Source organism: Rouxiella sp. Mn2063 (assembly GCF_049319665.1).
Classification (GTDB): domain Bacteria; phylum Pseudomonadota; class Gammaproteobacteria; order Enterobacterales; family Enterobacteriaceae; genus JBMOUD01.
In genome coordinates this window covers 87,725-100,474 of record NZ_JBMOUD010000006.1, presented here as the reverse complement: position 1 = coordinate 100,474, position 12,750 = coordinate 87,725, and the positions used below count along the sequence as shown (strand labels likewise).

12 protein-coding genes are annotated in these 12,750 nt (G+C 46.9%); 5 read left to right on the top strand and 7 right to left on the bottom strand.

Features of this window, described 5'->3' with window-relative positions:
• Window positions 1-141: 141 nt before the first annotated feature.
• Window positions 142-780: a bifunctional nicotinamidase/pyrazinamidase gene (pncA, locus tag ACL9RG_RS11205; RefSeq protein ID WP_422792695.1), complete on the top strand. Its 639-nt coding sequence runs from the start codon at window positions 142-144 to the stop codon at window positions 778-780.
• 121 nt (window positions 781-901) lie between these two features.
• Here the strand turns inward: pncA and ACL9RG_RS11200 are convergent, their stop codons facing one another.
• Together ACL9RG_RS11200 and msrB are read right to left on the bottom strand one after the other, a co-directional pair.
• Entirely contained in the window at window positions 902-1,174 is a 273-nt protein-coding gene (locus ACL9RG_RS11200) for a YeaC family protein (protein ID WP_422792694.1), read from the bottom strand.
• A gap of 106 nt (window positions 1,175-1,280) precedes the next feature.
• Window positions 1,281-1,694 carry a peptide-methionine (R)-S-oxide reductase MsrB gene (gene msrB / locus ACL9RG_RS11195; RefSeq protein ID WP_422792693.1) on the bottom strand — a complete coding sequence of 138 codons (414 nt, stop codon included), beginning with the start codon at window positions 1,692-1,694 and terminating at the stop codon, window positions 1,281-1,283.
• Between the two features lie 350 nt (window positions 1,695-2,044).
• Between msrB and gapA the strand changes: the two genes are divergently transcribed.
• Both gapA and ACL9RG_RS11185 read left to right on the top strand, forming a co-directional pair.
• Window positions 2,045-3,040 (top strand): glyceraldehyde-3-phosphate dehydrogenase, encoded by a 996-nt coding sequence (gene gapA, locus ACL9RG_RS11190; protein ID WP_422792692.1) that lies wholly within the window; start codon window positions 2,045-2,047, stop codon window positions 3,038-3,040.
• 130 nt (window positions 3,041-3,170) lie between these two features.
• Window positions 3,171-4,046 carry a D-hexose-6-phosphate mutarotase gene (locus tag ACL9RG_RS11185; protein WP_422792691.1) on the top strand — a complete coding sequence of 292 codons (876 nt, stop codon included), beginning with the start codon at window positions 3,171-3,173 and terminating at the stop codon, window positions 4,044-4,046.
• 131 nt (window positions 4,047-4,177) lie between these two features.
• Here the strand turns inward: ACL9RG_RS11185 and ACL9RG_RS11180 are convergent, their stop codons facing one another.
• Complete coding sequence (locus ACL9RG_RS11180) at window positions 4,178-4,927, bottom strand: MipA/OmpV family protein (protein WP_422792690.1); 750 nt, start codon at window positions 4,925-4,927, stop codon at window positions 4,178-4,180.
• A 475-nt stretch (window positions 4,928-5,402) separates the two neighbouring features.
• Between ACL9RG_RS11180 and yeaG the strand changes: the two genes are divergently transcribed.
• Together yeaG and ACL9RG_RS11170 are read left to right on the top strand one after the other, a co-directional pair.
• Complete coding sequence (yeaG, locus tag ACL9RG_RS11175) at window positions 5,403-7,337, top strand: protein kinase YeaG (RefSeq protein ID WP_422792689.1); 1,935 nt, start codon at window positions 5,403-5,405, stop codon at window positions 7,335-7,337.
• 130 nt (window positions 7,338-7,467) lie between these two features.
• A complete protein-coding gene (locus tag ACL9RG_RS11170) occupies window positions 7,468-8,742 on the top strand; it encodes a YeaH/YhbH family protein (protein ID WP_422792688.1) in 1,275 nt (424 codons plus the stop codon).
• A 54-nt stretch (window positions 8,743-8,796) separates the two neighbouring features.
• On the opposite strand, the gene zigA is transcribed toward ACL9RG_RS11170, so the two are convergent.
• From zigA to ACL9RG_RS11150, 4 genes are all read right to left on the bottom strand, one after another.
• Complete coding sequence (zigA, locus tag ACL9RG_RS11165) at window positions 8,797-10,020, bottom strand: zinc metallochaperone GTPase ZigA (protein ID WP_422792687.1); 1,224 nt, start codon at window positions 10,018-10,020, stop codon at window positions 8,797-8,799.
• Between the two features lie 182 nt (window positions 10,021-10,202).
• The gene (alkB, locus tag ACL9RG_RS11160) at window positions 10,203-10,871 is read right to left on the bottom strand and encodes a DNA oxidative demethylase AlkB (RefSeq protein WP_422792686.1); all 669 of its coding nucleotides are present in this window, start codon (window positions 10,869-10,871) and stop codon (window positions 10,203-10,205) included.
• A 24-nt stretch (window positions 10,872-10,895) separates the two neighbouring features.
• Complete coding sequence (locus tag ACL9RG_RS11155; protein WP_422792685.1) at window positions 10,896-11,543, bottom strand: Qnr family pentapeptide repeat protein; 648 nt, start codon at window positions 11,541-11,543, stop codon at window positions 10,896-10,898.
• Window positions 11,544-11,914: 371 nt separating this feature from the next.
• Window positions 11,915-12,679, bottom strand: a complete 765-nt coding sequence (locus ACL9RG_RS11150) for a DUF481 domain-containing protein (protein ID WP_422792684.1) — start codon at window positions 12,677-12,679, stop codon at window positions 11,915-11,917.
• Window positions 12,680-12,750 lie beyond the last annotated feature (71 nt).

Below are 12,750 nucleotides of genomic sequence, written 5' to 3'. Positions count from 1 at the left end.
CGGATACTCCCCTAAATAATTGGGGCTGTATCAAGGCGGCAAGCGAACAAGTCCCGATGAGCTTACTCAAGTAAGTGATTCGGACGAGTGAACGTAGCCAACACAGAGACAGCCCCAAGTATGACGGGGAAAGGAGGCAAGATGACATCAGCACTACTACTGATCGACCTGCAAAATGATTTCTGCCCCGGCGGTGCGTTAGCAGTGACTGAAGGCGACCAGACTATTGCGGTTGCCAATCAGGCTATTGCGGCCTGTAGTAACGCAGGTTGGCACATCGTTGCCTCGCAAGACTGGCACCCGGAAAATCATCGCAGTTTTGCCGTGAATTCTGGGCAACAGGCCTGGACATTAGGTGAACTTGAAGGCTTGCCACAGGTATGGTGGCCAGCACACTGTATTGAACAACAATCTGGGGCCGATTTTCACCCTGAGCTTAATAAAGCGGCGATAACTTTTGTCGTACACAAAGGCCAGAATGCCGATATTGACAGCTACAGTGCCTTTTTCGACAATGGAAAATTAGCCGCTACCGGCTTGGATGAGTGGCTGCATCAACAGCAGATTACGCATCTGGTGGTGATGGGCTTAGCAACGGATTACTGCGTGAAATTCAGCGTGCTGGATGCGTTGAGTTTAGGCTATCAGGTGACATTGATAGCAGAAGGTTGTCGGGCGGTTAATCTCGCCGCGAGCGACGGTGAGCAAGCTATTCTCGACATGCAGCAAGCGGGGGCACAAATACAAACCCTGCAAACCTGGCTCAGCACATTAGCTTGATGAGACACCTTAGTTTGATGAACCACATCGGGCTGACGAATCATCCCAAGCACTAAGCGAACATTAAGAAGTGGCGCGGAGGATATTTTTCGTACCGCGCCCTCTACAGACAACAGAGAAATTATTCAGGTTTAAGGCGGATCAGTGCATCCTGGCTAAACTGTTGTTTCAACTCTTGTTTGCTTTTAGTGACAATCTGCCCGTCAGTACCGACTGTCATGTGCTGTGCATCAACATTGTGGCGGGCCTGATATAGCATCACGGCCTGCAAGCTGTATTCTTTCTGTTCCGGCGTGAGTCTTACGCCATCTGGCCATTTACCTAATTCTACCGCCAGCACTAAACGCTGGTAGATCTCAGGTGTCATCACGCCGATTAATTCGTTTACTTCCATCTTCGCTTCCCCACGTGACTTATTTTGCCCGCAGGCTATTCGTCACGTCATTGAACAGCCAAAGCTGAATCGATTTTGTCGTTAAAATTACAACACGCAACGCGTATTAGCCAGCGGTACGTTCGCCGTTCTCACCGTCGGTAAAGCTCATTGACGCAGAGTTCACACAATAGCGCTCACCGGTCGGCTGCGGACCGTCGGGGAATACATGGCCTAAATGCGCATCACACTGCGCACAGCGAATTTCTACTCGCTCCATATTGTGAGTGTTATCAGTGAGGTAGTTAATGGCGTCGTGGGTGACAGGCTGGTAGAAACTTGGCCAGCCGCAGCCTGATTCATACTTAGTATCAGAATAAAATAGCGGTGCGTTGCAGCACAGGCAGTGATAGATACCTTCGCGCTTGTTGTGCAGTAATTTACCGGTGTAAGGGCGTTCAGTCCCTCTTTCTTGCGTCACATAATGCTGGATTTCAGTTAATTGCAGGGGCTGATTGTTATTTTTAGCGTCGTTAGTCATGGTAATGATTCTCTGCTCAGTAAGAAAAGCAACTAAAATAACTGTATATTCTAACAAAAAATTAACACTAAGTCTGTCGATTTTGACCTAAACTGACTCGCTGCAACACTAACGGTTCATTGCTTGTGATTTAGATCACATATTTGAACCAACCGGTGTTTAATATCGGGCAAGAACCCCCAATATAGACAGCAACTGACTTTTAGAAACGAAACGTGCAATTTGCAAGCAATAGTGAGTCGGAGCTTTGACTTACAGCAACAATTGACACGATTCCGCTTGACGCTCAGCAAGGTTTTTGTAATTTTACAACCAACCTTTTATTCACTATAAATTAGCTGGTGGAATATATGACTATCAAAGTAGGTATCAACGGTTTTGGCCGTATCGGTCGCATTGTTTTCCGTGCTGCTCAAGAACGTTCTGACATCGAAATCGTTGCAATCAACGATCTGTTGGACGCTGACTACATGGCGTACATGCTTAAGTATGACTCAACTCACGGTCGTTTCAACGGTACCGTTGAAGTTAAAGACGGTCATCTGGTCGTTAACGGCAAAACCATTCGTGTTACCGCTGAGCGTGACCCAGCAAACCTGAAATGGAATGAAGTGAATGTTGACGTAGTAGCAGAAGCAACCGGTCTGTTCCTGACCGACGAAACTGCACGTAAGCACATCGCAGCTGGCGCTAAGAAAGTTGTTCTGACTGGCCCATCTAAAGATGACACCCCAATGTTCGTTATGGGCGTGAACCACAAAGCTTACGCTGGCCAAGAAATCGTTTCTAACGCATCTTGTACCACCAACTGCTTGGCTCCACTGGCTAAAGTCATCAACGACAAGTTCGGCATCGTTGAAGCACTGATGACCACTGTTCACGCCACTACCGCAACACAGAAAACCGTTGATGGCCCGTCTCACAAAGACTGGCGCGGCGGCCGCGGCGCATCCCAGAACATCATCCCTTCTTCTACCGGTGCTGCTAAAGCAGTAGGTAAAGTTATCCCAGAACTGAACGGTAAACTGACTGGTATGGCGTTCCGCGTTCCTACCCCTAACGTTTCTGTTGTTGACCTGACTGCACGTCTGGCAAAACCAGCTTCTTACAAAGAAATTTGTGCGGCGCTGAAAGAAGCATCTGAAGGCGAGCTGAAAGGTATTCTGGGTTACACAGAAGACGAAGTAGTTTCTACCGATTTCAACGGTGAAAAACTGACTTCTGTATTCGATGCTAAAGCGGGTATCGCACTGAGCGACACCTTTGTGAAACTGGTTTCTTGGTACGATAACGAAACTGGTTACTCAAACAAAGTTCTGGATCTGATCTCTCATATCTCCAAATAATTGGCTGATGTGATGAACTGATTGAAGGGCGACATTACGTCGCCCTTTTGTTTGTCTCTTTACTCAAAAACCACTTATCAGTTCATCCGAAGGTCGCTGTTTTCATTTAATCTGAACAGGCCACATCATTATGACTGAACAACTCTTTGCCCTACCCGCTAACGAAAAAATCTCTTCTAGTATCAGTAAAAGCCAACAAGGCCAGTTAGACGTTTTGGTCATTAAGCATGATAAATTCCGCGCCGCGCTATCCTTACAAGGTGCACATTTGCTGGCATGGCAACCAACCGGAGAACAGCCAGTTATCTGGTTAAGCACCGCGACAGCTTTCACCCCAGGCACGGCGATCCGCGGCGGTGTACCTATTTGCTGGCCATGGTTTGGTCCTGCTGGAAAACCTTCCCACGGTTTCGCTCGCACCTCACTTTGGCAGTTGAGTGCGCACAGTGAAGATGCCAACGGCGTCGCTCTTACCCTGACGTTAAAAGATAGCGAAGCAACGCGTCAGCTATGGCCGCACGCTTTCACACTGCACGCACATTTCAAACTCGGTGCTGAATGTTCAATTGAACTCGAATCGCAGGGTGATTTCGAAACCACCAGCGCATTGCACAGTTATTTTGAAATTGGTGACATTACTCAAGTGGCGGTGTCAGGTTTAGGCGAGTCTTATATTGATAAAGTACTCAATGGCGAAGCAGGTAAACAATCAGGTGATTTGACCTTTGATGGTCAGGTTGACCGGGTGTATACCCAACCACAAGCCATCAATCACATCAAAGATCCGGTGTTAAATCGCACCATTATTGTAGAGAACCATCATAATAGTGATGTAGTTAGCTGGAACCCTGGTGCGGAGCTGTCGGTGAAAATGCAGGATATGGCTGATGATAGCTATAAGACAATGGTCTGTGTAGAAACGGCAGAGGTGAGCCGCTCAGCAATAAGCACATCCACTGCACCGGCGCGTTTGGCGGTCACTATCAAACTACGTCAGGGTGTTTAAAACCTCGACAGCTAAGCCGATGTTGCATATTGGCATCTGTAGCCACTGAATTTAATGCACTACAGATGTGCAAACGGGGCGTAACGCCCCGTTTTAAATCACAGCAAGCACCAAATCGGTGCGCGAGGCTATTAGAAGGTGTAAGTCACACCAGTCCATACCACGCCGGTATAAGATTTGTTAACCATTGGGCTGTCTTTAACTTCACTCGACAAGCGGATGTAGCGACCGGTGAAGAACGCCTGCCAATCTTGAGTAATGTCGTAACGAGCAGACAACTCAACATAAGGGTCAAAACCACTACTTGGTTTGTAGCTGTCCAGGCCACTGCGGCGCGACTCATTGCTATCGATACCGTAGTAGTATTTATTTTGATTGGCGCTATTCCAGGTCACACCAACGCCCGGTACCAACGACCAGTTATCCTGTTTGAAGGTGTAGAGGTAAGTCGCATCAGCAATGATACCATTGCTGTTATCTAACACATCACCAAGTACTGCGGTACGAATAGTACCCCACTCTTCGTTATGCGAATAAGCCAAGCCGGCCATTGCCGTACCGCGACGTTTATCCAAACGCTTCATTTGGTCATCGTCACTTTTACTTGGTTTAAAACCAAATGGCTGATAACCCGCGGTCAAACTTAATTTATTAGAGTCATCCTTCCACAAATAGTAACCAGCCATCAGTGAACGGAAATAAAAATCATCGCCTTCGTAGTTAATGATAGGAACTGGATAGTAGCGTGTATCTACCCCCTTGTAAGGGCTGGTGTCCATCAATGCTGAGGCACCTAAAGAAAAAGTCCCTGCCATCGCTGTGTGGCCGCATGCTAAGCCAATAGCCACTATTGACAGTGCCTTAATTCGACTCAATTTCATATTAATTCCTTTAAATAACAGTAGCGCGCTAATTGTAATTGATAGTCAATCATCCTGCATATTATTTACATAACAAAACCAACATGATCCGACAATATAATTGCGTAGCATGAAATTAATATGAATAAGATATGTCTAAAATATGTATTACTACGCCCCAAAGCACAGCCAGCAAGGGGTCTGGGATTACTTATAATAACTGAGTCATTGATATGACTTAAAAAACACATGTTATCAGCAGGAAATTTTCACCATCTCAAACTACGCTTATTAACAGAAGAAAAACCGACGTTGAATCAGTCAACCCTGAGATAGCCCTGAAACAGACAACATTTTTATTGACTAAAACGGGCATCATAAGTTGGCATAAGGGTTGCTGTATACCCAGGCGGCAACTGAGGCATCTTTCTTCCGAGAGTACTGTGCTCACTTCAGACTCTCTTTACCTGTGCTAAATAACAAAGGACGGGAAACCATGAACATATTTGACCATTATCGCCAGCGTTACGAGGCAGCCAAGGACGAAGAGTTCACATTGCAGGAGTTCCTTGCCATCGCTCGGCAAGATCGCAGTGCCTATGTTAATGCGGCAGAACGTTTACTAATGGCTATCGGCGAACCAGTAATGGTAGACACCGCATTAGAACCTCGCCTGTCGCGTTTATTCTCCAACCGTGTTGTTGCTCGCTACCCCGCGTTTGAAGAGTTTTATGGTATGGAAGAGGCTATCGAACAGATTGTTTCTTACCTCAAACATGCCGCGCAGGGATTGGAAGAAAAGAAACAAATCCTCTATTTGTTAGGTCCAGTTGGTGGCGGTAAATCCTCTTTGGCTGAGCGCTTAAAAGCGCTAATGCAGCGAGTGCCGATTTACATCCTGAGCGCCAACGGTGAACGCAGCCCGGTCAACGACCACCCGTTGTGTTTGTTCAATCCACAAGAAGACGCGCAGATCCTGGCGAAAGAATACAACATCCCAACTCGCTATCTCGGCACTATTATGTCGCCGTGGGCTGCGAAGCGCCTACACGAGTTTGGCGGAGACATCACCAAATTCAGCGTAGTCAAAGTTTGGCCGTCGATTCTAGAACAGATTGCTATCGCCAAAACTGAACCTGGCGATGAAAACAATCAGGATATCTCGGCCTTAGTCGGTAAAGTCGATATCCGTAAGTTAGAAAACCACGCGCAAAACGATCCCGATGCTTATGGCTATTCGGGTGCGCTGTGTCGGGCTAACCAAGGGGTGATGGAATTTGTCGAGATGTTCAAAGCACCGATTAAAGTTCTACACCCATTGCTGACCGCCACGCAGGAAGGTAACTACAACGGTACCGAAGGTATCTCTGCCCTGCCGTTTAACGGTATTATTCTGGCTCACTCCAACGAATCTGAGTGGGTGACATTCCGCAACAATAAAAACAACGAAGCTTTCCTCGACCGCGTATATATCGTCAAGGTGCCATATTGCCTGCGCGTGTCGGAAGAGATAAAAATTTACGACAAATTACTCAGTAATAGTGAGCTGGTGCATGCGCCATGTGCGCCCGGCACTTTAGAAACATTAGCACGCTTCTCGATTCTTTCGCGTTTGAAAACGCCTGAAAACTCCAGCAGCTATTCAAAAATGCGGGTGTACGATGGTGAAAGCCTGAAAGATACCGACCCGAAAGCGAAATCCTATCAGGAATACCGCGATTATGCGGGCGTCGATGAAGGGATGAACGGCCTCTCTACCCGTTTTGCCTTTAAAATCCTCTCACGCGTGTTCAACTTCGATCATGCAGAAGTGGCGGCGAATCCAGTGCATCTTTTCTATGTGTTGGAACAGCAAATCGAACGCGAGCAGTTCCCGCAGGACATCGCCGAGAAATATCTGGAGCATCTGAAAGGTTATTTGATCCCTAAATATGCCGAATTTATCGGCAAAGAGATCCAAACGGCCTATCTGGAATCCTATTCCGAGTATGGTCAAAATATTTTCGACCGCTACGTCACTTATGCTGACTTCTGGATCCAGGATCAAGAGTATCGTGACCCGGACACCGGCCAGCTGTTTGACCGCGAATCACTGAACGCCGAGCTGGAGAAAATCGAGAAGCCTGCCGGGATCAGTAACCCGAAAGACTTCCGTAATGAGATAGTCAACTTTGTGCTGCGCGCCCGCGCTAACAACAGTGGACGTAATCCGAATTGGACCAGCTATGAGAAACTGCGCACGGTAATCGAGAAGAAAATGTTCTCGAATACCGAAGAGCTGCTGCCGGTAATTTCATTCAATGCCAAGACCTCAACCGATGAGCAGAAGAAACACGACGACTTTGTCGATCGCATGATGGAGAAAGGCTATACGCGTAAACAAGTTCGCCTGTTGTGTGAATGGTATCTACGCGTAAGAAAGTCATCATAACCGTTGTTTCCGGCAACAAGGACGTTGCCATGATATGGCCTGTTTGTGCATCAATAGCTTTTAGTAAATGGCATGTAACATAGCTCAAAGGTGAAGTCATCTATTGAGCTACACGCAGTTTGGGGGCTATATGACTCACTTTATTGACCGCCGACTGAATGGCAAGAATAAAAGCGCCGTGAACCGTCAGCGCTTTTTACGCCGCTATAAGTCGCAAATTAAGCAGTCGATTGCCGATGCCATTAACAAGCGTTCGGTGACCGACGTAGATCATGGGGAATCCGTATCGATTCCGATTGAAGACATCAACGAACCGATGTTTCATCAGGGCCGTGGTGGTTTACGCCATCGCGTTCATCCCGGTAACGATCACTTTGTACAAAATGATCGTATTGAACGCCCACAAGGCGGTGCAGGCAGTGGTGGCGGCCAAGGCGATGCGAGCCAAGACGGTGAAGGTGAAGATGAGTTCTCCTTCCAAATATCTAAAGACGAATACTTGGATCTACTCTTTGAAGATTTAGCGCTACCTAATCTGAAGAAGAACCAATATAAGCAGCTGACAGAATTTAAAACTCACCGCTCCGGTTTTACCTCTAATGGTGTACCGGCAAATATCAGTGTTGTTCGCTCTTTACAGAATTCTCTGGCTCGGCGCACCGCGATGACCGCCGGTAAGAAACGAACGCTACACGAGTTGGAAGACTCATTGGCAGCAATAGAAAATACTGAACCCGCTCAATTGCTGGAAGAAGAGCGTATCCGTAGAGAGATTGCCGAGTTGCGAGCAAAAATCGCCAAGGTACCTTTCATCGATACCTTTGATTTACGCTACAAAAACTTTGAGCGTCGTCCAGAACCCTCCAGCCGAGCGGTGATGTTTTGTTTGATGGATGTTTCTGGCTCAATGGATCAGCCAACAAAAGATATGGCCAAACGTTTCTATATTCTGCTCTATCTGTTTTTGAGCCGTACCTATAAAAACGTCGATGTGGTCTATATTCGCCACCATACTCAAGCGAAGGAAGTAGACGAGCAGGAGTTTTTCTACTCGCAGGAAACCGGCGGGACGATTGTTTCCAGCGCATTGAAATTGATGGAAGAGGTCATTAAAGAACGTTATGACCCAAACGAATGGAATATCTATGCAGCGCAAGCATCTGATGGCGATAACTGGGCCGATGACTCGCCGCTTTGCCGCCAACTGCTGACACAGAAAATCTTGCCGCTGGTACGTTATTACAGTTATATCGAGATAACCCGCCGTGCGCATCAAACGCTATGGCGTGAATATGAAGCGTTACAGAGACAGTTTGATAACTTTGCGATGCAACATATTCGCGAACCAGAAGATATTTATCCGGTATTTCGCGAGTTGTTTCACAAGCAAGTTCAAGATCAATAGGCTTTAACTCATCAAAGCAGCCAGTCATTGAAACTTAACTGGCTGCTTTTTTATTTACTCTTCAAACCACGACTCAACCGGATCAGGATAGCGAGACCACTTTTTAGGCCCCTCAGCCATTTCTGCGTCAGTGAGTAGCGCGGACTCAAGGCTGGCACGAAGTGCAGGCTCATTCATATCCATACCGATAAATACCAATTCTTGCCGCGCATCGCCAATACCCTCTATCCAGTTAGATTGAATAAATTGCAATGACTCTTCATCTTGCGGCCAGCGTTCTTTAGGTACACTTGCCCACCACATTCCTCCCAACTGTTGACGTGCCACACCACCGGCCTGCGACCAAGAACCCGCATATTGTGGGCGACTGGCCAGCCAGAAATAGCCTTTTGACCTCACAACGCCTGCCAATTCGTATTCCATAACTTGCCAAAAACGAGCCGGGTGAAAAGGTCGCCGGGCGCGAAATACAAAACTGCTGATCCCATACTCTTCAGTCTCTGGCGTATGTTCACCACGCAGTTCCTTGAGCCAGCCAGGCGCATCTGCTGCTTTATCGAAATCAAACAGACCAGTATCTAATACGTGATGCAGCGGGACTTGACCAAACTGCGAGACAACAATTTTTGCTTGCGGATTCAATGAGCGCAAAACCGCCATCAATTTCTCTTTTTGCTTTTCATCGATCAGATCAACTTTATTGAGCACCAGGACATCGCAGAATTCAATTTGGTCGATAAGCAGATCGACGACACTGCGTTCGTCACCATCACCAAGCGACTCTCCTCGCGATTGAATACTGTCTTCTGAGCCATAATCTTGCAGAAAGTTAAATGCGTCCACGACGGTAACCATCGTATCTAGGCGAGCTACGGTCGAAAGACTTTCGCCATCTTCACCGGCGAAAGTAAAGGTCTCAGCAACAGGCAAAGGCTCAGAAATACCTGTTGATTCAATAAGTAACTGATCAAAGCGCCCTTCTTTCGCCAAGCGATTCACTTCCAGCAAAAGATCTTCCCGCAGCGTACAGCAAATACAGCCATTGCTCATTTCTACGAGTTTTTCATCGGTACGTGAAAGCTCAGCACCGCCTTCCCTCACCAACCCCGCATCGATATTCACTTCAGACATATCATTGACGATTACCGCAACTCGTCTGCCTTCACGGTTATTGAGAATATAGTTGAGCAGCGTTGTTTTGCCTGCGCCAAGAAACCCAGAGAGTACGGTAACGGGCAAACGGGGATCTTTTCTTAGTGTTGCCGTTGTTTCAGACATTGTGCACAGCTCCTCAAATAGTTGACATATTAACATTATATTTAATGTTATGTTATAACATAACAAATAGAGGTGCTATGCAAGATCGCATTTATTGTGCAGTTACAAAGCGTGCGGATATTTTTATTTTCAGGGGAATGTCCATGTACGAAGAAATAATGTCATTTATAAGCAGGTTATTTTCATGCGGCTAGCACGCGGCGAAACGTGAGGTTATAGCGTACTGCATCGCGTAGCGGCCAGGGTGGAATTCCCTCTTTTAGCGGTAGCACGGCATGATAACGTAAGCGCGAGGGCCCGCCCCACACCATGACATCGCCATGCACTAGCGGAAAACGCTGGCAAACATCTTCACGCTGCAGGCCACCGAATAAAAATGTCGCCGGTAATCCTAATGAGACCGAAACAATAGGCTGAGAAAAATCCCGCTCATTCTTATCCTGATGCAGCGTTAAGCGAGAGCCTGGCTGATAGCAATTAATCAAACAGGCGTCAGGGTTAAAATTAGCAAACCCAGCCACCGCCGCAGCTTCCACCGCCAGCTGCCTAAATATATCTGGCATCAGCGGCCAAGGCGCTTGAGAAACAGGGTCAATACCGCTGTAACGATAGCCAAGTTCATCACTCACCCAACCTAACAAACCACAGTTGGTCATACCGACAGACATCACGTGCCCACCGGGCGTAACTAAATGGCGAAATGGGGCACAACTCGCAATAGCATCAATTTGCTGTAATAGCACCGGAGCCGTATCCAGGACAAAACCACGCAGAATAACTGCGCCTGGAGTCAACGACTCTTGCCATTGGCGGGGCACACTATCGTCATCAGCAAATAAGTCTTCTATCATGCAGTTCCCCTTCGCTTCCTATCGTTATCCAAGCACCACGATGCCAAGACGTTCCATTAAATCTGACACTTGCTGGCTGTCTAATTTGCAACCAGAAAGATCGATATTACGTACATCAAGTTCACCCAACATGGAATTGGTTAAATCACAGTGCGTAAAATTAGCCGAGCGCCAATCAAATGAGGCAAATTCCCCACCAGATAAATCAGAACCACTAAAAGTCGCACTGAGAACATTAGCCCCTGTCCAGCGGTTCTCCCACAGCTCACACTTTTCAAGCACCACCTTTGAAAAGTTGGCATAGCTTAAATTACTCTGCGTGATATAAGCGCTACAAAACCAAGTGCGTGCGCTAATCATATTCATAAAACTGGCACCACGAAAATCGGCACCTTGTGCTTTGCACCCGCTGATCTCTAATCCTAATGCATTAATATTCATCAGGTTACACATAGACAGATCACATTTTTTAAAACTTGCGTCTTTTAAGGTCGCACGACTGAAGTTGCAACCAACCTGGCTTTCCTGACAGTAAAATTGACAGCTTATAAATTGTGTTTCTGTTAGATCAGCGGCAGAAAAATCACAGTTAATAAACAGACATTCTTCTAGCGTAGCGCCCGTGAACTCTTGAGGACTGAAGGTTTGATTACGATAAACTGTAGATGTCATAGCGATACCTGTGTTTTTAACCAGTATCTACGCATCATATAGATTGATGTACCAAAAAGTCTATTGCTATTTATTCACTGACAATCAGCTTATACCCAAAATAATTGGCGTTGCTTCAAGGCGGCAAAGGAACGCATCCCGATGAGCTTATGCGGGTAAGTGATTCGGGTAAGTGACAAATCTGCCAGGAGCAGATTTGAACGCTGCTTGCAGCGGCCCCAACTGGGCGAGGCCCACGGATGGGCCGAGTAACGCAGCTAACACAGAAGCAACTTCAAGTATGACGGGTATAGAAAATAACAAAAAAAGCCAGCATCTAATGCTGGCTTCATGATCGGAACATCTTTAGTGATTTAACTCACTGATAAAACTTATAAACCGTAAACGATGTTAATCGAGGTCACAGTATCTGTTTTGTTCGGCGCGCTAGACGGCGGCTTGGTGTTATAAGTCACGTCATAAGCCAGTTTCAGTGCGAAATCTTTATTGATAGCAACGCTCAATGCCGTTTCGGAGTTAACGGTCGTATCATCGTTAGCCAGCACCGACAGGCCCTGAGTAAACTTCGCGTTGTCACTGATTTTATAGCTGTAAGCACCGGAAGCATAAGCTAGCGGCTTGGTATCGTTACCGCCCGCTTCATATTCGTCATGACGAACACCCGGACCGATTTCCAAATTCAGGGTATGTACTGGGCCGTTCCACACCTGACGACCGTAACCGGCAGTGGCAACGTCACGAGCACGGTAACCGTTATAACGGTCGCTCAACCAGCTAGCCTGACCGAAAAGATAGTTATCATCATCCATGTTGTAACGGGTACGTCCGCCAAGCTGGTACTTTTCAGACGATCGTACATCAGAAGATGAAGTGTTACGTGCAGAACCCCACAGGCTGTAAGCCGTTCTGGTGTGGAACCAGGTCATGGTGGTATCAGCACTTAAGGTTGAGTTCTTGGTATTACCCGTTTGTGCGCTGTAACCAGCCTGAACGTTACCGTCAAAACTTTTCTTTGCAGTGGCAGGGTTATCAAGAGCAGTAAAGATACTGGTGTCAGCAAAACTAGAAATACTAAACAGCGCAGCACCACAAACGACAGCGTAGGCTGGTAAACGTCGAACAACACGAAAAAGCATTTTTTTCCCCAATCTATTTAAGGCAACAACATCACTACAGTAGAAACAAAAATGCCATAACTCGTGGTCCT

Excerpts from the sequence above, each read along its gene's own strand:
- pncA (WP_422792695.1), top strand. The coding sequence starts at position 142 with ATGACATCAGCACTACTACTGATCGACCTGCAAAATGATTTCTGCCCC.
- ACL9RG_RS11200 (WP_422792694.1), bottom strand. The coding sequence starts at position 1,174 with ATGGAAGTAAACGAATTAATCGGCGTGATGACACCTGAGATCTACCAG.
- msrB (WP_422792693.1), bottom strand. The coding sequence starts at position 1,694 with ATGACTAACGACGCTAAAAATAACAATCAGCCCCTGCAATTAACTGAA.
- gapA (WP_422792692.1), top strand. The coding sequence starts at position 2,045 with ATGACTATCAAAGTAGGTATCAACGGTTTTGGCCGTATCGGTCGCATT.
- ACL9RG_RS11185 (WP_422792691.1), top strand. The coding sequence starts at position 3,171 with ATGACTGAACAACTCTTTGCCCTACCCGCTAACGAAAAAATCTCTTCT.
- ACL9RG_RS11180 (WP_422792690.1), bottom strand. The coding sequence starts at position 4,927 with ATGAAATTGAGTCGAATTAAGGCACTGTCAATAGTGGCTATTGGCTTA.
- yeaG (WP_422792689.1), top strand. The coding sequence starts at position 5,403 with ATGAACATATTTGACCATTATCGCCAGCGTTACGAGGCAGCCAAGGAC.
- ACL9RG_RS11170 (WP_422792688.1), top strand. The coding sequence starts at position 7,468 with ATGACTCACTTTATTGACCGCCGACTGAATGGCAAGAATAAAAGCGCC.
- zigA (WP_422792687.1), bottom strand. The coding sequence starts at position 10,020 with ATGTCTGAAACAACGGCAACACTAAGAAAAGATCCCCGTTTGCCCGTT.
- alkB (WP_422792686.1), bottom strand. The coding sequence starts at position 10,871 with ATGATAGAAGACTTATTTGCTGATGACGATAGTGTGCCCCGCCAATGG.
- ACL9RG_RS11155 (WP_422792685.1), bottom strand. The coding sequence starts at position 11,543 with ATGACATCTACAGTTTATCGTAATCAAACCTTCAGTCCTCAAGAGTTC.
- ACL9RG_RS11150 (WP_422792684.1), bottom strand. The coding sequence starts at position 12,679 with ATGCTTTTTCGTGTTGTTCGACGTTTACCAGCCTACGCTGTCGTTTGT.